Source organism: uncultured Lutibacter sp., assembly GCF_937891065.1.
Taxonomy (GTDB): Bacteria; Bacteroidota; Bacteroidia; order Flavobacteriales; family Flavobacteriaceae; genus Lutibacter.
Genome location: NZ_CALAEQ010000147.1, coordinates 1 through 20,803, shown reverse-complemented (window position 1 = coordinate 20,803; position 20,803 = coordinate 1). Strand labels below are relative to the sequence as shown.

23 protein-coding genes and 2 pseudogenes are annotated in these 20,803 nt (G+C 29.5%); 20 read left to right on the top strand and 5 right to left on the bottom strand.

Features of this window, described 5'->3' with window-relative positions; genetic code table 11:
* From Q0352_RS08120 to sufD, 3 genes are read left to right on the top strand one after another with little or no spacing between them, the layout of a single operon-like run.
* On the top strand, window positions 1-489 hold the full coding sequence (locus Q0352_RS08120; protein WP_299526405.1) for a flavodoxin family protein: 489 nt from the start codon (window positions 1-3) through the stop codon (window positions 487-489).
* A gap of 9 nt (window positions 490-498) precedes the next feature.
* On the top strand, window positions 499-1,236 hold the full coding sequence (gene sufC, locus Q0352_RS08115; protein WP_299526403.1) for a Fe-S cluster assembly ATPase SufC: 738 nt from the start codon (window positions 499-501) through the stop codon (window positions 1,234-1,236).
* 8 nt (window positions 1,237-1,244) lie between these two features.
* The gene (sufD, locus tag Q0352_RS08110; RefSeq protein ID WP_299526400.1) at window positions 1,245-2,567 is read left to right on the top strand and encodes a Fe-S cluster assembly protein SufD; all 1,323 of its coding nucleotides are present in this window, start codon (window positions 1,245-1,247) and stop codon (window positions 2,565-2,567) included.
* A gap of 53 nt (window positions 2,568-2,620) precedes the next feature.
* Here the strand turns inward: sufD and Q0352_RS08105 are convergent.
* The 3 genes and pseudogenes from Q0352_RS08105 to Q0352_RS08095 all read right to left on the bottom strand — a co-directional run.
* Window positions 2,621-2,992, bottom strand: a pseudogene (locus Q0352_RS08105) (OmpA family protein); the annotation flags it as partial.
* Between the two features lie 847 nt (window positions 2,993-3,839).
* Window positions 3,840-4,052: pseudogene (locus Q0352_RS08100) on the bottom strand (OmpA family protein); the annotation flags it as partial.
* Window positions 4,053-4,115: 63 nt separating this feature from the next.
* Entirely contained in the window at window positions 4,116-5,465 is a 1,350-nt protein-coding gene (locus Q0352_RS08095) for a serine hydrolase (protein ID WP_299526397.1), read from the bottom strand.
* Between the two features lie 101 nt (window positions 5,466-5,566).
* Here Q0352_RS08095 and Q0352_RS08090 point away from each other — a divergent pair, with 101 nt between their 5' ends.
* The 15 genes from Q0352_RS08090 (at window position 5,567) to Q0352_RS08020 (ending at window position 18,483) form a co-directional block, all read left to right on the top strand.
* Complete coding sequence (locus tag Q0352_RS08090) at window positions 5,567-6,181, top strand: TetR/AcrR family transcriptional regulator (protein WP_299526394.1); 615 nt, start codon at window positions 5,567-5,569, stop codon at window positions 6,179-6,181.
* On the top strand, window positions 6,181-7,437 hold the full coding sequence (locus tag Q0352_RS08085) for a TolC family protein (protein ID WP_299526391.1): 1,257 nt from the start codon (window positions 6,181-6,183) through the stop codon (window positions 7,435-7,437). The genes Q0352_RS08090 and Q0352_RS08085 overlap by 1 nt, the downstream gene beginning before the upstream one ends.
* A gap of 58 nt (window positions 7,438-7,495) precedes the next feature.
* Window positions 7,496-8,392, top strand: a complete 897-nt coding sequence (locus tag Q0352_RS08080; protein ID WP_299526388.1) for an HlyD family efflux transporter periplasmic adaptor subunit — start codon at window positions 7,496-7,498, stop codon at window positions 8,390-8,392.
* 21 nt (window positions 8,393-8,413) lie between these two features.
* Window positions 8,414-8,779, top strand: coding sequence for a hypothetical protein (locus Q0352_RS08075; RefSeq protein ID WP_299526385.1), 366 nt, complete (start codon window positions 8,414-8,416; stop codon window positions 8,777-8,779).
* Complete coding sequence (locus tag Q0352_RS08070; protein WP_299526382.1) at window positions 8,776-9,237, top strand: hypothetical protein; 462 nt, start codon at window positions 8,776-8,778, stop codon at window positions 9,235-9,237. The genes Q0352_RS08075 and Q0352_RS08070 overlap by 4 nt, the downstream gene beginning before the upstream one ends.
* A gap of 23 nt (window positions 9,238-9,260) precedes the next feature.
* Window positions 9,261-10,163 (top strand): ABC transporter ATP-binding protein, encoded by a 903-nt coding sequence (locus Q0352_RS08065; protein ID WP_299526379.1) that lies wholly within the window; start codon window positions 9,261-9,263, stop codon window positions 10,161-10,163.
* Window positions 10,160-10,888 (top strand): ABC transporter ATP-binding protein, encoded by a 729-nt coding sequence (locus Q0352_RS08060; RefSeq protein WP_299526376.1) that lies wholly within the window; start codon window positions 10,160-10,162, stop codon window positions 10,886-10,888. The genes Q0352_RS08065 and Q0352_RS08060 overlap by 4 nt, the downstream gene beginning before the upstream one ends.
* A complete protein-coding gene (locus tag Q0352_RS08055) occupies window positions 10,885-11,991 on the top strand; it encodes an ABC transporter permease (protein ID WP_299526373.1) in 1,107 nt (368 codons plus the stop codon). The genes Q0352_RS08060 and Q0352_RS08055 overlap by 4 nt, the downstream gene beginning before the upstream one ends.
* Complete coding sequence (locus Q0352_RS08050) at window positions 11,991-13,112, top strand: ABC transporter permease (RefSeq protein ID WP_299526370.1); 1,122 nt, start codon at window positions 11,991-11,993, stop codon at window positions 13,110-13,112. Before Q0352_RS08055 ends, Q0352_RS08050 begins: the two co-directional genes overlap by 1 nt.
* Window positions 13,112-13,573 carry a DUF2141 domain-containing protein gene (locus Q0352_RS08045; protein ID WP_299526367.1) on the top strand — a complete coding sequence of 154 codons (462 nt, stop codon included), beginning with the start codon at window positions 13,112-13,114 and terminating at the stop codon, window positions 13,571-13,573. Before Q0352_RS08050 ends, Q0352_RS08045 begins: the two co-directional genes overlap by 1 nt.
* 27 nt (window positions 13,574-13,600) lie before the next feature.
* Window positions 13,601-14,497 carry a hypothetical protein gene (locus tag Q0352_RS08040; protein ID WP_299526363.1) on the top strand — a complete coding sequence of 299 codons (897 nt, stop codon included), beginning with the start codon at window positions 13,601-13,603 and terminating at the stop codon, window positions 14,495-14,497.
* 54 nt (window positions 14,498-14,551) lie between these two features.
* Entirely contained in the window at window positions 14,552-15,400 is an 849-nt protein-coding gene (locus Q0352_RS08035; protein WP_299526360.1) for a restriction endonuclease, read from the top strand.
* 167 nt (window positions 15,401-15,567) lie between these two features.
* A complete protein-coding gene (locus Q0352_RS08030) occupies window positions 15,568-16,782 on the top strand; it encodes an aminotransferase class V-fold PLP-dependent enzyme (RefSeq protein WP_299526357.1) in 1,215 nt (404 codons plus the stop codon).
* 141 nt (window positions 16,783-16,923) lie between these two features.
* Entirely contained in the window at window positions 16,924-17,988 is a 1,065-nt protein-coding gene (locus Q0352_RS08025; RefSeq protein ID WP_299526354.1) for a zinc metalloprotease, read from the top strand.
* A gap of 81 nt (window positions 17,989-18,069) precedes the next feature.
* Window positions 18,070-18,483: a hypothetical protein gene (locus tag Q0352_RS08020; RefSeq protein WP_299526351.1), complete on the top strand. Its 414-nt coding sequence runs from the start codon at window positions 18,070-18,072 to the stop codon at window positions 18,481-18,483.
* Window positions 18,484-18,500: 17 nt separating this feature from the next.
* Here the strand turns inward: Q0352_RS08020 and Q0352_RS08015 are convergent, their stop codons facing one another.
* Complete coding sequence (locus Q0352_RS08015; RefSeq protein ID WP_299526348.1) at window positions 18,501-19,133, bottom strand: ribonuclease H family protein; 633 nt, start codon at window positions 19,131-19,133, stop codon at window positions 18,501-18,503.
* Window positions 19,126-19,695: a phosphoribosylglycinamide formyltransferase gene (locus Q0352_RS08010; protein ID WP_299526345.1), complete on the bottom strand. Its 570-nt coding sequence runs from the start codon at window positions 19,693-19,695 to the stop codon at window positions 19,126-19,128. Before Q0352_RS08010 ends, Q0352_RS08015 begins: the two co-directional genes overlap by 8 nt.
* A gap of 185 nt (window positions 19,696-19,880) precedes the next feature.
* Between Q0352_RS08010 and Q0352_RS08005 the strand changes: the two genes are divergently transcribed.
* Entirely contained in the window at window positions 19,881-20,117 is a 237-nt protein-coding gene (locus tag Q0352_RS08005; protein WP_134248150.1) for an acyl carrier protein, read from the top strand.
* A gap of 7 nt (window positions 20,118-20,124) precedes the next feature.
* On the top strand, window positions 20,125-20,803 hold a 679-nt coding region (locus Q0352_RS08000), incomplete at its 3' end, for a beta-ketoacyl synthase N-terminal-like domain-containing protein (RefSeq protein ID WP_299526340.1).

The following is a 20,803-nucleotide window of genomic DNA, read 5'->3' as shown; positions in this document are numbered from 1 at the left end:
ATGGAAAATAAAAAAGTAATTATTCTAGGTTCGTCTCGAAGTTCAGGAAACACAGCAAAATCCATTGCTGCTATTTCAGAAAAATATAATATTGAGGTAATTGATTTAAACAATTATACTTTTTCATATTACGACTACGAAAGTAAAAATTTAGATGATGATTTTTTACCACTTATAATCTCAATTATTGAAAAATACGACACACTCATTTTTGCAACACCTGTATATTGGTATAATATGAGTGGAATTATGAAAGTTTTTTTTGATCGTTTTTCCGATTTAATTAGAGTTGAAAAAGAAACAGGAAGAAAATTAAAAGGTAAAAACATGTCTGTGATTTCAAATTCACATAGCGATAGTATTGATAAAACTTTTTACATTCCATTTCAAAAATCAGCAGATTATTTAGGAATGAATTATATAGGAGGCATTCATTTAAATGCTGATAAATTAAAAATAGAGGACAAAATAATATTAGATTTTATATAAAAAATTAAGATGTTACAAGTAAAAAATTTACACGCAAGTATCAACGATAAAGAGATTTTAAAAGGTATAAATCTTGAAATAAAAGCAGGAGAAGTTCATGCTATTATGGGGCCTAATGGTTCTGGAAAAAGTACACTTTCAGCCGTTATCGCAGGAAAAGAAGAATATGAAGTTACTGAAGGTTCTGTAATTTTAAATGGTGAAGATTTATCTGATTTTGCTCCTGAAGAAAGAGCACATAAAGGTGTTTTCTTATCTTTTCAATATCCAGTTGAAATTCCTGGAGTTACGGTTACCAATTTTATTAAGACTGCAATAAACGAGACTAGAAAAGGGCGAGGATTAGAAGAATTACCAGCTAAAGAAATGTTGAAACTAATTCGAGAAAAAGCTGACTTGTTAGAAATAGATAGAAAGTTTTTATCGCGTTCATTAAATGAAGGATTTTCAGGAGGTGAAAAGAAACGTAATGAAATTTTTCAAATGGCCATGTTGGAACCTAAACTAGCGATACTTGACGAAACAGATTCTGGTTTAGATATTGACGCATTAAAAGTTGTTGCAAATGGTGTTAACAAACTAAAAAATAAAGATAACGCTGTTTTGGTAATTACTCATTATCAACGCTTGCTAGAGTATATTGTACCTGATTTTGTGCACGTTTTACACAATGGAAAAATTGTGAAATCTGGAGGGAAAGAATTAGCCTTAGAATTAGAAGAAAAAGGATACGATTGGCTGAAATAAAAAAAATTATGGATTTAAAAGAAAAATTAGTCTCTTCATTTTTAGCTTTTGAAAACAAAGGTGGTTTAGATTTAGATTCTAACGTACATACACTTCGTTTAAAAGCAATTCAAAATTTTGAAAATGAAGGATTTCCTTCAAAAAAAGATGAAGAATGGAAATATACAAGCTTAAAACCTTTACTAAAACACGATTTTAGTCTTTTCCCTTCAGGAGAGAAATCTGTCGGATTTAAAAATATTGAAGAATATTTAATCAATGAAATTGAATCGTATAAATTAATTTTTATTGATGGTGTTTTTAGTTCCTTTTTATCAACAACTACACACGATGAATGTGATGTTTGTGTGTTATCTTCTGCTCTTACAAGACCAAAATATAAAATGATAGTTGATAATTATTTCAACACCATTGCTAAAGGAAACAATAGTTTAGCTGAGTTAAATACTGCATTTGCAGTTGAAGGTGCTTTTATAAATATTCCAAAAAACACCATAGTACCAAAACCAATTCAAATAATTAATTTTTCTACTGGTAGTGAAAAAGAAGTGATGCTTCAACCAAGGAATTTAGTGGTTGTTGGAGAAAATTCACATGTGCAAATTATTGAACGTCATCAAAATTTATCAAAAAACACAACACTTACAAATTCTGTAACTGAAATTTTTGTTCACAAAAGAGCCATTATAGATTACTATAAAATTCAAAATGACACTGATGATTCTTCTTTAATTGACAGTACTTTTGTGTCACAAAAACAACAAAGTGTAGCTTCAGTTAGTACATTTTCTTTTGGAGGAAAAATAATCAGAAACAACTTAGAATTTTATCAAGAAGGAGAACATATTAATTCTAACTTAAATGGAATTTCTATTTTAAGTGACAAACAACACGTTGATAACCATACCTTAGTAAATCATAAATTTCCAAATTGTGAAAGTCATGAATTGTATAAAGGTATTTATGCTGATAAATCTGTTGGTGTATTTAATGGAAAAGTAATTGTGCAACAAGCTGCTCAAAAAACAAATGCTTTTCAACAAAATAATAGTATTTTAATTGATGATGGCGCAACAATAAACGCAAAACCACAATTAGAAATTTTTGCTGATGATGTAAAATGTTCACACGGTTGTACCATTGGTCAATTAGATGAAAGTGCTTTATTTTACATGCAATCTAGAGGTATTCCAAAGAAAGAAGCAAAAGCTTTATTATTATATGCCTTTGCAAATGATGTAGTTGAAAAAATTAAAATACCACAGTTAAAAACAAGAATTACCAAGTTAATTGCTAAAAATTTAGGCGTTGATTTAGGGTTTGAGTTGTAAAAATTACTGTTCATAAACAAAAAATGCCGCTATATGCGGCGTTTTTTGTTTGTTTACTGCTCTTCATTCAATATTTCAGAGTTGATTATCACAAATTCTGTTCTTCTATTTAATTGATGCTCCTCTTCTAAACATATAATACCATTAGAGCATTTATTTACTAATTGAGTCTCTCCAAATCCTTTACCTGAAATTCTAGATTGATCAATTCCTTTATTAAGTATCCACTGAACTGATGAAATTGCCCTTTGGTCAGATAATATTAAATTATAACTATCGTCTGCTCTGGAATCTGTATGTGCTCTTACTTCAATAATTAACTTAGGATATTTATTTAGTATGTTAACTACTTTAGTTAATTCTAAAACAGCATCATTTCTAATATTATATTTATCCTTATCAAAATAAATTGGCAGTGTTTTAACCATCAATAATTCCTTTTCACTTTTAAATTCACTTGATATATTTATATTTATTGAATCCTTAGGTGTATAAATATTACCACTAACTGATTTGCATTTTATATATACTGGTTTCGAAATTGGATAATCATTATTCATGTCAAAATCTTTCAAATAACCATCATTCGCATAATTATCAAGCTCAATTACTGCAACACTATTAAATTCAAACATTACCCTACTCGTAGGTCCATCATTTTCTTCAGTAACACCAATTGCAAGAATATTTGGCGGTAAATTAACCACATTTAAGTTTGTTGGGTTTGCAGTACCTAAAAATCTTAAATTAGCATCGCAATTTGTAGCTAAAGCTTCATTATTAGGTCCATCAATATCATTAATTATAAACCTAAAATTACTTAATGGTATTGGAGTTATTCTATCTGATTGTAAAAATGTAAAACGTATTCTACTACGGTTCCCTGGAATTCCAGAAACAGTAGATTTTGCTGTGTACCTAATATTATCTCCTTTAAGTGTAAATCTACCGTCTTGAGGCCCATCAATTCTTTGGGCTCTAATATATCTAAGTGATCGTATTGTGCCGGAATTTGCTTTATATAAAGCATTATTTGTATCGTAACCTGATACAATTCCAATTACATTAACCATTTGAAAGTCTTGAGCTACCAACTTTTCATTAAATAGCAATCCTATTAATGAAATATAAAAAATTGATAATAACGATTTCAAATTAAATAGTTTTTTAAAAGATGAAAATTAGTGATTTTTTTTTAAAAAACATTTAATCACTAAGTTTTAAAACAAAAAAAAGCCGCTAATAGCGGCTTTTGAAAGGTTATTTTAATATTTATAAAACTTCTGGATTTATAATCACAAATTCAGTTCTTCTGTTTAATTGATGTTCTAAATCTGAACATCGTATACCATTAGAACATTTATTCACTAATTGAGTTTCTCCGTATCCTTTTCCTATAATTCTAAATGGATCTATACCTTTATCAAAAATCCAATTTAATGATGATTGGGCAAGTCTATCAGATAATTTAAAATTATAAGCATCTGGTGCTCTCAGGTATTCAAATCAACTCAATTAGATGAAGTTTTGTGATTTTTAAGTAAAATATTATTTAAACTCAACGGTTTCCAATACCTCCTTTAAAAAAACATCAAAATCAAAATTTGAATCTTCCGTCAAACCCATTCTAACAATTACCATATCTTTTGAAGGAATTATAAAAATGCGCTGACCTTGATATCCATTGCAAGAAAACAAATCTTTTGGAGCATTCGGGTAAACACCACCAGCATTTAACCAAAAATGAGCTCCGTATTCTCCATTGGAATCATTGGTTGGTGTTGCCGTATAATTTACCCAAGATTCACTAATAATTTGTTCTCCATTCCAATTTCCTTTGTGTAAATACAATAAACCAAACTTTGCCCAATCTCGTGGTGTTGCCCAACCATAAGAAGAACCTACGTAATTACCACTTAAATCTGTTTCTATTAGCATAGAACTCATTCCAATTTTATCAATTAACTCTGCATACCAAAAATCTAAATATTCCTGATGTGTTTTAAACTGATTTCTAACATACCCAGACACTAAATTTGAAGTTCCTGAAGAATAGTTCCAACTATTATTTGGCTCTCCAGTTAACGGCTTATCCATTTGAGTTCGTGTCATATCTTTTGCTAAAAACAACATTTTAGTAACATCTGACATTGTATTGTAATCTTCATTCCATTCCAAACCACTATTCATTTGCAATAAGTTATTTAAGGTAATTTTTGAACGTTCATCATTCTCCCATTCTGGAAATAAATTTGTTTGATTTACATCAATTCTACCTTGTTTTTCTAGAATTCCTACAACTGCACTGGTAATACTTTTTGTCATTGACCAGCCTAAAAATTTTGAATTTTCATCAAAACTTTCCGCATATTTTTCAGCTATAATTTGATCTTTATAAAGTACTACAACTGCTCTGGTTTTTTTAATGGATTCATCGTTCACATCAAACGCATTTGAAATTGCATTTTGTAATTTAATATAATCAACGTTATTAAAAATAGTGTCTTTTTGTGCTGCATCTCCATAAGGGTATGGCAAGTTGCTAGTTGATTTTATTCTGTTTGGAATTAAAAATTTAGTATCCTCATTAAAATCATCTAATACTAAAATACTTCCTAAACCTTCTTTATAAATGGCTCTCCTTTTCATAAAACCATATACTGAAGCTGTTGCATATTTCTCTTCAATATTAACTTTGTCTTCAGCAATATTTATAGGTGAAAAATTATTATCCTGCATATCTGTAATTTCCAATGTTCTCTCAGCTAAAAAAACTGAAGAACTCATGTTTTTTGCTGAATATCCTGAAATAATATTTAACCTTGGGTAATTTGTATAAACAACGTAAATTATAGCTAAAACTAGTAGTAACAGACTGTATTTCAATAATTTTTTCATGATATTTCATTTATTATAGGTGGTAAAAATAACATTTATTTTGTCAGTTCAAAAAAAGAATATACATTTGTTAACCATTTGGTTAAACTATTTAGTTAAAAATGAATAAAACAAAAGATACAACTACTGAATCTAACATTTTAGATGCTGCAAAAAATATATTTCAGCAAAAAGGCATGGTAGGTGCTCGTATGCAAGAAATTGCTGATGAAGCTGGCATAAACAAGGCATTGCTTCATTATTATTTTAGAAGTAAGCAGTTGCTTTTTGAAGCTGTTTTTAAGAAAGCCTTCTCCATGCTTGCTCCTCAATTAAATGAAGTAATAAATTCTGAGACTTCAATTTTTGAAAAAATTAAAAATTTTAGCCATAATTATATTTCGTTTGTAATTAAACATCCTTATTTACCCAATTTTATACTTCAAGAACTGAATAGAAATCAAGATTTTGTTCAAAATTTAGTAAAAGAAAAAAACTTCCCAAACATATCAAAATTTAAAAAGCAGGTGAATGATAAAGTTGCAGATGGAACTATAAGAAACATAAAAGCTGAGCAATTGTTTATTAACATTATGGCTTTAAACATTTTTCCATTTGTAGGCGCTCCTTTATTAAAAGGTTTCATAAATATTGGAGATAAAGAATACAACCAATTAATTGAAGAACGCAAAACTGCCGTTGCTGATTTTATTATTAACGCCATAAAAATTAACTGATGAAACAACAAATTATAATCTTACTGTTTTTATTTTCCATAACAGTTTCAGCACAAGAGACACTAAGTTTAGAGCAATGCTACACTTTGGTAAATAAAAACTATCCTTTAGCTAAACAACAGCAGTTATTAACTAAACAAAATGAACTTGATTTAGCTGTTATTAATACTAAAAAACTACCTCAGTTAGATTTTTCTGCACAGGCAACGTATCAATCCGATGTTACTTCAATTCCAATAGTAATTCCAGGTTCAACTATTGAACCTCCAAACAAAGATCAGTACAAAGCAACAGTTTCAGTGAATCAATTAATTTATGATGGTGGTTTGATAAATGCTTCATCTGAAGTGAAAAAAGCGGATTTAAAAACACGACAAAAGCAAGTTGAAGTCAATTTATATCAACTAAAAGAACAAGTAAATCAATTCTATTTTTCATTTTTATTGCTACAAGAAAACAGCACTTTATTATTTGCTAAAAAAAATCAATTAGAAACAACTTTAAAAGAAGTACAAGCAGGAGTTAAATTTGGAATGTTATTACCAACATCTGATAGTGTGTTAGAAGCTGAATTGCTAAAAATAACACAACAAATTAATGAACTTGAACTAAAAAAATTGAGTTCAATTGAAACACTTTCTGAATTAATAGGAAAACACATTTCAACCGAAATACATTTAGAGAGTCCAATAATTTCTAGCAATTTAGAAACCGAACTTAAACGACCAGAATTGGATTTGTTTCAACTTCAAAAAAAACAAATTGAAGCTTCTGAACTTCTTATTGCAAAGAAAAATTCACCAAAACTAGTTGGTTTTGCAACTGGTGGTTATGGAAATCCAGGTTTAAATATGTTAGATAATTCATTTCAAACTTATTATATGACTGGTTTAAAACTAAACTGGAATATTTTTGATTGGAATGCAACTAAAAAAGAACGAAAATCATTACAAATTAATAAGGAATTTGTAGATAATCAACAAGAAATTTTTACGCTTAACACCACTATTGAATTAAACCAACAATTAGCTGAAATAAAGAAAATATCAAGTTTTATTGAATCTGACAAAACGATTATAGAACTAAGAAAAAAGATATTAAAATCGGCTAGTTCACAATTAAAAAACGGAATTATTACCTCATCTGCTTATGTTACAGAATTAACTAATTTATATGAAGCCGAAAGTAATTTAAGCACACATAAAATACAATTGCTTTTAGTAAAAACAAACTATAAAACAGTAAAAGGAAATTAATTTAGAGTTGAGAAAATAGAAAAACGAATAAAGGCTCAAAACCACTAATTATAAAGAAATGAAAATCATAAAAATACTAACAGGAATATTTGTAGTTGCAAGCACAATAATCTCATGCAATAACAATAATAATAAAGCTGACGGATATGGAAATTTTGAAGCTACAGAAACTACAATTTCTGCTGAAAGCAACGGGAAATTAATACATTTCATTGTTGAAGAAGGAAAAAAATTGAAAAAAGGAGAAAATGTAGGATACATTGACACTATACAGTTGGCCTTAAAAAAAGAACAATTAATTGTTTCTAAAAGTGTCATATTTTCAAAATCAAAAGGTGTTTTATCGCAAATAAGTGTGTTAAAAGCACAATTAAAAACTGCTGAGATTTCTAAAAAAAGAATTGAAAATCTATTAAACGAAAATGCGGCAACTCAAAAACAATTGGATGATATTAACGGACAAACTGATGTTATAAATCAGCAAATTAGAAGTGTAGAAATTCAAAATTCTCCGGTTGTTAATGAATTAAAAAGTATTGACGTACAATTAAAACAAGTTGAAGATCAACTTCAAAAAAGCATCATTACAAACCCTATAAACGGAACTGTTTTAGTGAAATATACCGAGCCTAATGAAATTACTTCGTTTGGAAAACCTTTGTATAAAATAGCTGATTTAAGTACCATGCAATTACGTGTTTATGTGAGTGAAACACAACTTTCAAGTATAAAAATTGGACAAGAAGTTACCGTAAAAATTGACGCGAATGAAACAATGAAAAACTATACAGGAACTATTTCATGGATTGCTTCTGAAGCTGAATTTACTCCTAAAATTATTCAAACTAAAGAAGAACGTGTAAACCTAGTATACGCTGTAAAAATTGATGTAAAAAATGATGGAAGCCTTAAAATAGGAATGCCTGCTGAAATGTGGATTAACAACGCTCAATAGCAACAATTTAAAAATTCTGAAATGAAGAACATATATAAAATAGCTTCAATACTTGCGCTGTTAATAGGTGCTATGTCTGTTTTTGCAGGTTCAAAAGTGCTTTTAGGAATTGATACAAAAGAATACAATGTACTCAACTGGTTGGTATTTTATAATGTGATATTGGGTTTTATTTCAATTGTAGCGTCCTACTTAATTTGGAAAAAGAATAAATTATCAAAATCATTAATACCTACAATTTTAGTTTTGCATAGTAGTATTCTTATCTACTTATACTTTTTTAGCGAAATTGTTGCCGCTGAAAGTATGAAAGCTATGACCTTTAGAGTAAGTATTTGGATTGTCATATTTCTTCTAACTTTTAACTATAAAAATCAAACAAAATGAAAAAAATAACTCAGTCAATTTTCGTAATTACACTTCTAATATTTACTGTTTCTTGTGGTGAAATAAAAGATAAAAAAGAAGAAGAATCTAAGACTCCTCCAACAGAAAAAACACAACACGAAAGTGACGACGTTTTGCAATTAAACAATGGTAATTTATGGTCTGCAAATACTGAAACTACCCAAGGAATAAAAAATATGATTTCTTTAATGAATTCCTTTACTGAGAAAGAAAGTTTAGAAAGTTATCATTTACTCCAACAAAATTTAGAAAAAGAATTTGGAACAATAATCACTAAATGTTCTATGCAAGGTGAGTCTCATAACCAATTACACAATTTTTTAATGCCAATGAAATCACTTTTTAAAGGATTAGAATCTTCAGACTTAAATACGTGTAAAGAGAGTTATAATTCATTGAATAAACATCTGTTAGACTATTCAAACTATTTTGAATAAAATAAATTAAGTAGCATCAAAAAATGAGTATTTCAGTACATAATATCAGTAAAACCTTTAAAGACGTAACCGCCGTTAATAACATTTCTTTTGATGTAAAAGAAGGTGAATTATTTGGGTTAATTGGCCCTGATGGAGCCGGGAAAACAACCATCTTTAGAATTTTAACTACGTTATTGTTTGCAGACAAAGGTGAGGCTATTGTGGCTAATTACGATGTTATTAAAGATTATAAAAGCATTAGAAACCATGTTGGTTATATGCCTGGTAAATTTTCTTTGTATCAAGATTTAACAGTTGAAGAAAACTTAGAATTTTTTGCCACTATTTTTGGAACAACTATTGAAAAAAATTACGATTTAATAAAAGATATTTACGTTCAAATTGAACCTTTTAAAACGCGTAGAGCCGGAAAATTATCAGGAGGTATGAAGCAAAAACTAGCTTTGTGTTGCGCATTAATCCATAAACCTAAAGTGTTATTTTTAGATGAACCAACTACTGGAGTTGACCCAGTTTCAAGAAAGGAATTTTGGGAAATGCTTAAAAGACTGCAGAAAAAAGGAATTACCATTTTAGTTTCAACACCTTATATGGATGAAGCCGCTTTGTGTGATAGAATTGCGCTAATTCAAGATGGTAAAATTTTAGAAATTGATACACCTCAAGAAATTGTAAAACATTATCCCAAAAAAATATACAATGTAAAAACCGATAATATGTACAAACTTATTGAATGCTTAAAATCTTATGAGCATCATTATAGCGTGTATCCATTTGGTGAATTTGTACATTATACAGATAAAAGAGATGATTTCAACCCAAATGAACTACATCGGTTTTTAGAAGAAATGGATGCTGTAAATATTATAATTCAACCTACTGAAACAACTATTGAAGATACCTTCATGGAATTAGCAAAATGAACAATAAAAACGTCATAAAAGTTGAAAATCTCACCAAGAAATTTGGTGATTTTACTGCTGTAAACTCCATATCATTTGAAGTGAAAAAAGGAGAAATATTTGGTTTTTTAGGTGCAAATGGAGCTGGAAAAACTACCGCCATGAAAATGTTAATTGGCATTTCAACACCAACCTCAGGAAGTGCACAAGTTGCTGATTTTGATGTTTTTACAAACCCTGAAGATATTAAAAAAAATATAGGTTATATGAGTCAAAAATTTGCTTTATATGACGATTTAACGGTGAAAGAAAATATTACTTTTTTTGGTGGAATTTATGGTTTATCACGTAAACAAATTGAAGAAAAAAGATGCTTATTAGTTGAAGAACTTGGCTTACAAGATATTGTAAATGAATTAGTAGGCTCATTACCTTTGGGTTGGAAACAAAAAATTTCATTCTCAGTAGCTTTATTACACAATCCTAAAATTATTTTTTTAGATGAACCAACAGGTGGTGTTGATCCAATTACAAGACGGCAATTTTGGGAAATGATCTATAAAACCGCCAACAATGGCACCACTGTTTTTGTAACAACACATTATATGGATGAAGCAGAATATTGCGACCGAGTTTCAATAATGGTTGACGGTAAAATTGAAGCTTTAGATACTCCAACTAAATTGAAAGAACAATTTAAAGCTGATACAATGAATGATGTGTTTCTAAAATTAGCAAGAGGATGAAGCGATTTGTAGGTTTTATAAAAAAAGAGTTTTACCATATCTTTAGAGATAGGCGTTCATTATTCATTCTTTTTGGAATGCCAATAGCTCAAATTATGCTTTTTGGGTTTGCAATAACTAATGAAATTAACAATGTAGATATTGCTATTCTTGATCACTCTAAAGATGTAACTACGCAAGAAATTATCAATAAAATAGCATCTTCAAAGTATTTTAGTATTAAACAACTAATACAGAATGAAGCCGAAATTGAAGCTGTTTTCAAAAAAGGAAAAGTAAAAGCTGTATTGATTTTTGAAAAAGATTTTAGTAAAAATCTAACAAAAGAAAATAATGCAACTATTCAAATAATTACAGATGCAACTGACCCCAATACCGCAAATACCATTAGTAACTATACAAATTCTATTCTTCAAAAATACCAACAAGAAATTAATAAAAACATAAAAATTCCTTATCAAATTATTCCAAAGACTAGAATGGTTTACAATCCTGAATTAAAAAGTGTTTTTATGTTTGTTCCGGGTGTAATGACCATTATTTTAATGTTAGTTTCAGCAATGATGACTTCTATTTCTATTACTCGCGAAAAAGAATTAGGCACAATGGAAATCCTTTTAGTATCACCTTTAAAACCTTTTCAGGTAATTGTAGGTAAAGTTGTACCCTATATTTTCTTATCTGTAATTAACGCCATAGTTATTGTTTTACTTAGTATTTTTATCTTTAAAATGCCCGTTCAAGGCAGTTTATTTTTATTAGGAATTGAAAGTATTTTATTCATAATAACATCGTTATCCTTAGGAATCTTAATTTCAACAGTATCTGCTACCCAACAAACTGCTATGATGATTTCTTTAATGGGATTAATGTTGCCAACTATATTATTATCTGGATTCATTTTTCCAATTTCCAGTATGCCTTTGCCTTTACAAGTAATTAGTAACATTATTCCAGCAAAATGGTTTATCATTATTTTAAAAGGAATCATGTTGAAAGGCGTTGGGTTAACTTTTATATGGAAGGAAACATTAATTCTAGCTGGTATGACACTATTTTTTATTGTGTTGAGTATTAAAAAATATAAAATCCGATTAGAATAATGAAAACCATAGGATACATCATTCAAAAAGAATTCAAACAAATTTTTAGAAATAAAGGAATGCTTCCTATTATTTTTATTTTACCATTATTACAATTGGTTATTTTATCTAATGCCGCAACATTTGAAATAAAAAATATAAAATTCTCCTATATTGATAATGACAATACTTCCTTTTCCAGAGCATTGATTGATAAATTTGAAGCCTCCACTTATTTTAATGTTGTTTCTAATTTTCCTTCTGAAAAAATAGCGAGTTCAGCAATGTTAAAAGGAGAAGTTGATGTTATTTTAGAAATTCCCCACTACTTTGAACGCGACCTTTTAAAAGATAAAAAAACAGATTTATCAGTTATTATAAATGCCATTGATGGTGCTGCCGCTGGAGTAGAAAACGTTTATATCAATCAAATTGTACAAGGTTTTAATAAGAATGCACAGGCAACATTAATACAACCATCAGATTTAATAAATCAGCCAAAAAACATCTCAAGTATTACATCATTTTGGTATAATGAGACTTTGAATTATAAAACATTTATGGTTCCTGGTATTTTGGTTTTATTAGTAACAATGATAACTTTATTCTTATCAGGAATGAATATTGTTCGTGAAAAAGAAATTGGGACTTTAGAGCAAATGAATGTAACTCCTATTAGAAAGCATGAATTTATAATTGGCAAACTATTTCCTTTCTGGATTATTGGATTTGGATTATTAACCATTGGACTTATTATTTCTAAAGTTATTTTTAATACACCTATAATTGGGAATCTTGGTTTAGTTTATTTTTATACAGCCTTTTACCTTTTGGTTATTTTAGGTATGGGATTGTTTATATCTAATTTTACAGACACACAGCAGCAAGCCATGTTTATTGCTTGGTTTTTTGTGGTAATCTTTATTTTAATGAGTGGTCTTTTTACCCCTATAGAAAGTATGCCAAAATGGGCTCAAAATTTAACAGAATTTAATCCCATAAAATATTTTGTAGAAGTGATGCGAATGGTGATGTTAAAAGGTGCTGATTTTAATGATATTTTACCCCAGTTTTTAAAAACATTGGGGTATGCAATTATTATGAATGGTTTGGCTGTTTGGAGTTATAAAAAAACAAGTTAATGAATAAAATAATCAAAAAAATAGCAATATTAATAGCATTATTTACATTGTTATCCTTCAATAAATCATCACCCGAAGAAACCTATTCATTAACAGTAAAAGCGGAAGGGTGTAGAAATTCTAAAGGAGAAGTTATAATTGCATTATACAACAAAGACGGTTCCATTCCCGATGAGAAATATGAAAAATATTTTAAAAAGGGAATATCACAAATCAACAAGGAAGGCTCGGCATATTTTATTTTTACAAATTTATCCCAAGGAAACTATGCCGTAAATATTTTACATGATGAAAATAAAAATGGCAAAATAGACAAGAAATTCCTATTGCCTATACCAAGTGAAGGTGTTGGTTTTTCAAATTATGAATCCATCGGTCTCTCAAATAAGCCAAAATTTTCTAAAGCAAGCTTTGAGGTGAATTCTAATCTTGAAAAAACTATAAAGCTTATTTACATGTAGTAAATAGTTTTGTTTAAAATAAGCAAAATGAAAAAATTTATTTACTTATCGATTCTACTTACGTTGTTTATCCTTGTTTCTAACGCACAAGAAAAAAAAGATAGCCTAGCTTATTTAGACCTAACTAAAATAGCCCTTTCTAACCAAAGCGACAGTTATGTTACATTTCCTATTGATATTGGGAATTTAGACCCTTTAATTTTTGAAGCCAATATTAGTCCGAGTTTTATTATAAGAAAAAGAAAAGATTCAAGATTAATGGGCGTGCTAACACCTCAGATAATGATTAGAATGTATAACCAAGATTCTTATCCTATATATACCCCAAGCTATATTCCTCAAATTTCATTCTATTATTTAGTTGGTGACAAAAAATCAAAAAATTATATTACCTTTTTTGGTAGAATCGCACACCACTCTAATGGTCAAAATGGAGATTTTTATGATGAAAACGGAAATATTAATTTACTATCAGGAAACTTCGCTACTAATTATCTCGAATTTGGATTAATTAATTCCTCAAACAGTAAAAATTTGAATACTGTAAAAAATTTTAAAAGTTCCTTTGAAGTTCATCCAAAAAGTTGGATGCTGGATGAAATGCAAGGTATATATAGCGCATTGCGTTGGCACAATACATTTTCAGCTTTTAAGCTTCCGAGAAACAATTTGGAGGCTGAAAGCAGACCAAGTGTCTCATTAAAATTGGAAACAACTTGGATGTTTGACTCAGTAAACAACTGGAACACTTTTGATTTAAATAGATTAAATGCTGGTCTAACATTTTATTATCATCCAAAATTTTTGGAAGACATTGGATTGTTTGTCCAATTTTATCATGGCATGGATTATTATAATATTTACTTTAATCATCAAATTGACACCATTCGTTTTGGGTTAATGACCGAAATATTAAGATTTTAAATAGAGTCAACTTAAAATATTTAGCATAAATTTGATTCGGTAATTATGAAAAATATGGACGATAAAATAATAGTTGTTAAAAAGATTTCTGGAGATTTAGAACCTTTCTCAATACAAAAACTCTCTAGATCTCTTAAAAATAGTGGCGCTTCAGAAGAAGAAATTGAAAAAATTGTAGATGCTGTAAAGCCTGAACTCTATGACGGAATTTCTTCAAACTTAATTTATAAAAAAGCCTTTCGCATCCTAAAAAAATACAATCGAATTTGTGCTTCAAAATACAGTTTAAAAAGAGCAATTTTCGAATTAGGTCCTACTGGTTTTCCTTTTGAAAGATTGATTAGTGCGCTTTTAAGGCAAAAAGGTTATAAAACTAAAATTGGAGAAATTTTACACGGAGAATGTATTACTCATGAGATAGATGTTTTGGCTGAAAAAGATGGAAATACTTATACCATAGAATGTAAATTTCATCAAAACCCTACTAATGTAAATAATGTAAAAATTCCACTATATATTAACTCCAGATTTATTGATGTTCAAAAAGTATGGAACAATTCAGGTAAAACAACCCATTTAAAACAAGGTTGGCTGGTTACAAATACACGTTTCACAAAAGATGCAATAGATTATGCAAAGTGTGTTGACTTAACTTTGCTAAGCTGGGATTACCCTAAAAATAACGGAATAAAAAATAATATTGATAAATATGGCTTATATCCCATAACTACCCTAACATCTTTGACCAAAAAGGAAAAAATTCAACTCATAGAAAAAGATATTATTTTGGTAAAAGAGCTTTCCAAAATGCCTGAGTCACTTAATCACCTAAGTTTTTCGGAGAAGCAAAAAGCTTTGGTCTTGGCTGAAGTACGTAAGTTATGTAGTTTGTCGCATCCTTAAAAAGAACTTTAGCATTTCCTTTAAACGAAGTTGTTTTTGAAAAAACTGTTTAACTAGCTAATAATACAGCTATATTTTAAAATTTACGTTAAGATTTTAAATTTTACATCCTTTAAAATAAAAGCTATTTTGTAATTTTGTATTTAGAATCATTCTAAAAAAAGAAAATGATAGATATTAAAAAAGTAAGAGCTGATTTTCCAATATTAAATCAAAAAGTAAATGGAAAACCACTCGTTTATTTAGACAATGCAGCAACCAACCAAAAACCACAAGTTGTTATTGATAGTATTGTGAATTATTACTCCACTTTTAATGCTAATATTCATAGAGGCGTTCATACTTTAAGTCAATTAGCTACAAATGCCTATGAAGAAGCTCGGATTAAATTGCAACATCATTTTAATGCTAAAAAAAGCTATGAAATTATATTAACTGCAGGCACAACACATAGTATAAATATAGTTGCTACTGGTTTTACTTCTTTATTAAATGAAGGAGATGAAATTATTGTTTCCGCTTTAGAACATCATTCAAATATAGTGCCTTGGCAAATGTTATGCGAACGTACAGGAGCTATTTTAAAGGTAATTCCTATGAATTTGGAAGGCGAATTGGTAATGAGTGAGTATGACAAATTACTTTCAATAAAAACAAAATTGGTGTTTGTAAATCATGTTTCAAACGCGTTAGGAACCATAAATCCTATTAAAGAAATTATAGATAAAGCACACAATATTGGCGCAGCAGTTTTAATTGATGGAGCTCAAAGTTGCCCACATATTAAACCTGATTTACAAGCATTGGATGTTGATTTTTATGTAGCTTCAGCTCATAAAATTTGTGGACCAACTGGTGTTGGTATTTTATACGGAAAAGAGGAATGGCTAAATAAATTACCTCCTTATCAAGGCGGAGGTGAAATGATAAAAAAAGTTACTTTTGAAAAAACTACGTATGCCGATTTGCCTCATAAATTTGAAGCCGGCACACCAAATATTGCAGGCGTTATAGCTTTTGGAGTTGCAATAGACTATATGAATGAGCTAGGTTTTGATAACATTGCTTCTTATGAAAATGAATTACTTCAATATGCTACCAAAAAATTACTTCAAATTGAAGGTCTGAAAATTTATGGAACTTCTCAACATAAAACAGCTGTAATTTCATTTAATATTGGTGAAATTCACCCGTATGATATAGGTACAATTATTGATAAATTAGGGATTGCTGTTAGAACCGGTCATCACTGTGCACAACCAATTATGGATTTTTATAAAATACCTGGAACCATAAGAGCATCTTTTTCTTTTTACAATACTTTTGAAGAAATAGACCTTTTATATGACGCCTTAGTTAAAGCAAAATCAATGCTTTGTTAAATGTTCAATAAACCACAGTATATTATCGTTTCTGATAATTATTTTTTTTAGATATTATTTTACTATTATTATTTTTTAGCGTAACTTTAATATATTCATCCCAAAATAGAAAATTATTAATCAAAATAATCTAAATTTAAGATGAAAAAACTAATCTTTTCCTTGGCAATATTAGCATTAGCTGTAGTTGCCTGCCAGCCAAATTCTGACGAAGTTGTACCAAATCAAGAAGTTGCAACAATTGACATGAGTGATTTTTATGTGTACACTGATAGTGATTTAGAAAAACATTCAAGTGATGCAAAAAACAACAAATGTCAAAGTATGAAAGTATTAAACAGACTATTAAAAGAAAATCCAGGATTGGAAAATCGTATGTTTGATATTGAAAAACATACACGTACTTATATTTATTTTAAAGGAAAACCAAAAAACCCAGGCGGTGGTAATGGTGGTGGTAATACACCTACTCCTATACCTACTCCTTATACAGGTACTATTACTATTCCTGTAGTTGTAAATATTCTAGAAGATCCTGCCCATCCTGTATCACAAGCACATATCGTTTCTCAAATTGCTATTTTAAATGATGACTTTAATAACAACAACTCAAATACTGGTAATGTTCCTTTAGAATTTGCTAGTTTAGTTGCTGACACTGAAATTACTTTTACGTTAGCTGCAGTAAACAGAAAAGCTTCAAGTAAATCTGAATGGGGAACAAACGATGCCATGAAACTAGCAAGCGAAGGTGGAATAGACGCTACTGACCCTGCGCACAATTTAAACCTTTGGGTTTGTGAAATTGGTGGTGGAATTTTAGGTTATGCACAATTTCCTGGTGGAGCATTAGCAACTGATGGTGTTGTTATTGGTTCAGACTTTTTAGGTGAAAATACAGCTGGTGGTCAATATGGACACGGAAGAACTGCAACTCACGAAGTTGGACACTGGTTAAACTTACGCCACATTTGGGGTGATGGTAGATGTCGTCAAGATGATTTTGTTGCTGACACACCAAGTTCAGATGGCGCAAATTACGGATGCCCTTCATACCCTACAGTTAACTGTAAATCAAATGATATGACTATGAATTATATGGATTATACAGATGATAACTGTATGTATATGTTTAGTAATGGCCAAAACGATAGAATGAGAACAATTTTTGCTTCTGGAGGATCTAGAGTAAGCTTTGTACAATAAAACAACTACATGAAAAGGATAAAAAAAGGGAGCTTAAAAGCTCCTTTTTTTTATATCTTTAAATTACAAAATTTAAATGAGATGAAAATCCTAAAATATTTATTTTTTATTGTTATTTTTCATAGTTGTAAAGCTCAAACAAATTTAGAAACTATGATTGTTAATTATAATGCCGCCACACGTGGTAGTTCAATTAAATATGAAGTTACTTCTTCTAAATTGTATTATAAAGACATTGAGAACACTATAGAGACAAAAACGACTTCAAAATTTTGGGAAGAAATTACAACTATTGTTGAACAAATAAACCTTTCCGAAATAGAAAATTTTAATCCCCCAACAAGTGACAGAAATGTTGATGCAGCATTACATGCTACTTTAAGCATCACTATTGGTAACCAAATATATGAATCCCAAACTTTTGACCATGGAAATCCACCAGAAGAATTAAAATCTTTAATTGAAACTCTTTTTAATGATTTAGATTTAGAGTAGATTTTTGATACATTAACCTATTTTCTTCCAAAATCTGCAGGAATTTCACCCCAAGCTTTGGTTTCCCATTTTAAAATAGCAGTTGAATACGTGTTGTTTTTGAGCCAGATTTCAGCTCTTTTTACCAAATCAAATAATACTTTGTTTTCCTTACTAATAGGTAAATTTGTTCTACACTGACCTTTTTTTACCCAACTTATTGCAATTTTAGAATCAGAATATATAGGAATTTTACTGTTTATTATTTTTAAATATCCCAATCCGTGAACTAAAGCTAAAAACTCACCTATATTATTGGTTCCTTGTTCAAAAGGCCCTTGAATAAATAGTTGCTTTTTTGTTTTAGTATCTACTCCTTTATATTCCATTTCACCAGGATTCCCACTACAAGCGGCATCTACTGAAAGAGATTCTAGATTTGGTTTCCCAATAAGTTTTAATTCTTCGGAAGAAAGCTGAACTTTTTTAGTGTCTTTACCAACATAATCTTCATAATTCCCTTTAAAAGCAATATCTGCACTCTCTTTTGAAGCAAAGGCTTTGTATTGCGCTCCTTTAAAATCTGTTATATGCTTTTTACACACATTCCAAGATGTAAAAACGCCTGTTTTGTGACCTTTCCAAATTACATAAAACTTTTTTTTACTCATTTTCTAAAATAACTTTTTCAATAACTTTTGGAAAATTTTCTTGTTCTAAGATATGAATTTTTTTAGCAACATCTTCAGCGGTATCACATACTAACACTTCAAAACTCTTTTGAAAAATAATAGCACCTTCATCATAATTATCATTTACATAATGAATGGTAATACCTGATTCTTTTTCATTATTTTTTACAACCGCATTATGCACATGCATTCCATACATTCCTTTTCCACCATATTTAGGTAATAATGCCGGATGAATATTGATAATTTTATTTGGGAATGCTTCAATAATACTTGTAGGAATTTTCCATAAAAACCCTGCCAAAATAATATAATCAGTAGTCGATATAAGTAAATTTAATATGTTATCTGAGTTATAAAACTCATCTCTATCAAAACTTAAACAACTCACTTCTAGTTGTTTTGCTCTTTCCAATACTTTGGCATCCTTCTTGTTAGAATACACTTGAACAACAGAGATTAAATTGCTATTTTTAAAATACCTTATAATATTTTCAGCATTAGTTCCGGAACCCGAAGCAAATATTACAATACGTTTCATTTGTGTCAATTTTTAGTTCTCTTATTCAACAAATAAAACAAATAATTAACAACTTTTACTGGTTAAACAGAAAAATTTTTAATAACTTTAAGACTGATGAAGTATCTTTTATTACGTAAAAGATTTTCATTTCAATAAAGTTTTATATTTTTGCGCAGTAATTAAATTTAAAATAATAAAAAATTATGTCAGACATTGCATCAAGAGTAAAAGCCATTATCGTAGATAAATTAGGCGTTGACGAAAATGAAGTAACAATAGAAGCTAGCTTTACTAATGATTTAGGAGCTGATTCACTTGATACTGTTGAATTGATTATGGAATTCGAAAAAGAATTTGATATTCAAATTCCAGATGACCAAGCAGAAAACATTGGTACTGTTGGTCAAGCAATTAGCTATATAGAGGACGCAAAAAAGTAATCTATATATGGAAATTAAACGAGTTGTAGTAACTGGACTTGGTGCATTAACGCCAATAGGTAATAATATTGAACAATATTGGAATGGCCTTGTTAACGGTGTTAGCGGGGCTGCTCCAATTACATATTTTGATGCCACTAAGTTCAAGACTCGTTTTGCTTGTGAATTAAAAAACTTTAATGTCACTGATTTTATTGACAGAAAAGAAGCTCGTAAAATGGATAAATTCACACAGTATGCTATGGTAGCTACTGATGAAGCCATTCTCGATTCACAATTAGATTTAGAAAAAATTGATAAAGACAGAGTTGGAGTTATTTGGGGTGCAGGAATTGGCGGATTAGAAACTTTTCAAATTGAAGTTTTAAACTTTGCTTCAGGTGACGGCACACCAAGATTTAACCCTTTCTTTATTCCAAAAATGATTGCTGATATTGCACCTGGACAAATTTCTATTAAATATGGATTTAGAGGTCCAAACTTTGCAACAGTATCAGCATGTGCATCTTCATCAAACGCAATTATTGATGCCTTAAATTACATTCGCTTAGGATATGCTGATGTAATGGTGGCCGGTGGCTCAGAAGCTACCATCACAATTGCAGGAATTGGTGGTTTTAATGCTTTACAGGCACTTTCTACAAGAAATGATGATCCTGCAACTGCATCACGTCCTTTTGATAAAG

Excerpts from the sequence above, each read along its gene's own strand:
- Q0352_RS08120 (WP_299526405.1), top strand. The coding sequence starts at position 1 with ATGGAAAATAAAAAAGTAATTATTCTAGGTTCGTCTCGAAGTTCAGGA.
- sufD (WP_299526400.1), top strand. The coding sequence starts at position 1,245 with ATGGATTTAAAAGAAAAATTAGTCTCTTCATTTTTAGCTTTTGAAAAC.
- Q0352_RS08090 (WP_299526394.1), top strand. The coding sequence starts at position 5,567 with ATGAATAAAACAAAAGATACAACTACTGAATCTAACATTTTAGATGCT.
- Q0352_RS08030 (WP_299526357.1), top strand. The coding sequence starts at position 15,568 with ATGATAGATATTAAAAAAGTAAGAGCTGATTTTCCAATATTAAATCAA.
- Q0352_RS08010 (WP_299526345.1), bottom strand. The coding sequence starts at position 19,695 with ATGAAACGTATTGTAATATTTGCTTCGGGTTCCGGAACTAATGCTGAA.
- Q0352_RS08040 (WP_299526363.1), top strand. The coding sequence starts at position 13,601 with ATGAAAAAATTTATTTACTTATCGATTCTACTTACGTTGTTTATCCTT.
- Q0352_RS08065 (WP_299526379.1), top strand. The coding sequence starts at position 9,261 with ATGAGTATTTCAGTACATAATATCAGTAAAACCTTTAAAGACGTAACC.
- Q0352_RS08035 (WP_299526360.1), top strand. The coding sequence starts at position 14,552 with ATGGACGATAAAATAATAGTTGTTAAAAAGATTTCTGGAGATTTAGAA.
- Q0352_RS08005 (WP_134248150.1), top strand. The coding sequence starts at position 19,881 with ATGTCAGACATTGCATCAAGAGTAAAAGCCATTATCGTAGATAAATTA.
- Q0352_RS08095 (WP_299526397.1), bottom strand. The coding sequence starts at position 5,465 with ATGAAAAAATTATTGAAATACAGTCTGTTACTACTAGTTTTAGCTATA.
- Q0352_RS08085 (WP_299526391.1), top strand. The coding sequence starts at position 6,181 with ATGAAACAACAAATTATAATCTTACTGTTTTTATTTTCCATAACAGTT.
- Q0352_RS08025 (WP_299526354.1), top strand. The coding sequence starts at position 16,924 with ATGAAAAAACTAATCTTTTCCTTGGCAATATTAGCATTAGCTGTAGTT.
- Q0352_RS08055 (WP_299526373.1), top strand. The coding sequence starts at position 10,885 with ATGAAGCGATTTGTAGGTTTTATAAAAAAAGAGTTTTACCATATCTTT.
- Q0352_RS08015 (WP_299526348.1), bottom strand. The coding sequence starts at position 19,133 with ATGAGTAAAAAAAAGTTTTATGTAATTTGGAAAGGTCACAAAACAGGC.
- Q0352_RS08050 (WP_299526370.1), top strand. The coding sequence starts at position 11,991 with ATGAAAACCATAGGATACATCATTCAAAAAGAATTCAAACAAATTTTT.
- Q0352_RS08045 (WP_299526367.1), top strand. The coding sequence starts at position 13,112 with ATGAATAAAATAATCAAAAAAATAGCAATATTAATAGCATTATTTACA.
- Q0352_RS08070 (WP_299526382.1), top strand. The coding sequence starts at position 8,776 with ATGAAAAAAATAACTCAGTCAATTTTCGTAATTACACTTCTAATATTT.
- sufC (WP_299526403.1), top strand. The coding sequence starts at position 499 with ATGTTACAAGTAAAAAATTTACACGCAAGTATCAACGATAAAGAGATT.
- Q0352_RS08020 (WP_299526351.1), top strand. The coding sequence starts at position 18,070 with ATGAAAATCCTAAAATATTTATTTTTTATTGTTATTTTTCATAGTTGT.
- Q0352_RS08080 (WP_299526388.1), top strand. The coding sequence starts at position 7,496 with ATGAAAATCATAAAAATACTAACAGGAATATTTGTAGTTGCAAGCACA.
- Q0352_RS08060 (WP_299526376.1), top strand. The coding sequence starts at position 10,160 with ATGAACAATAAAAACGTCATAAAAGTTGAAAATCTCACCAAGAAATTT.
- Q0352_RS08075 (WP_299526385.1), top strand. The coding sequence starts at position 8,414 with ATGAAGAACATATATAAAATAGCTTCAATACTTGCGCTGTTAATAGGT.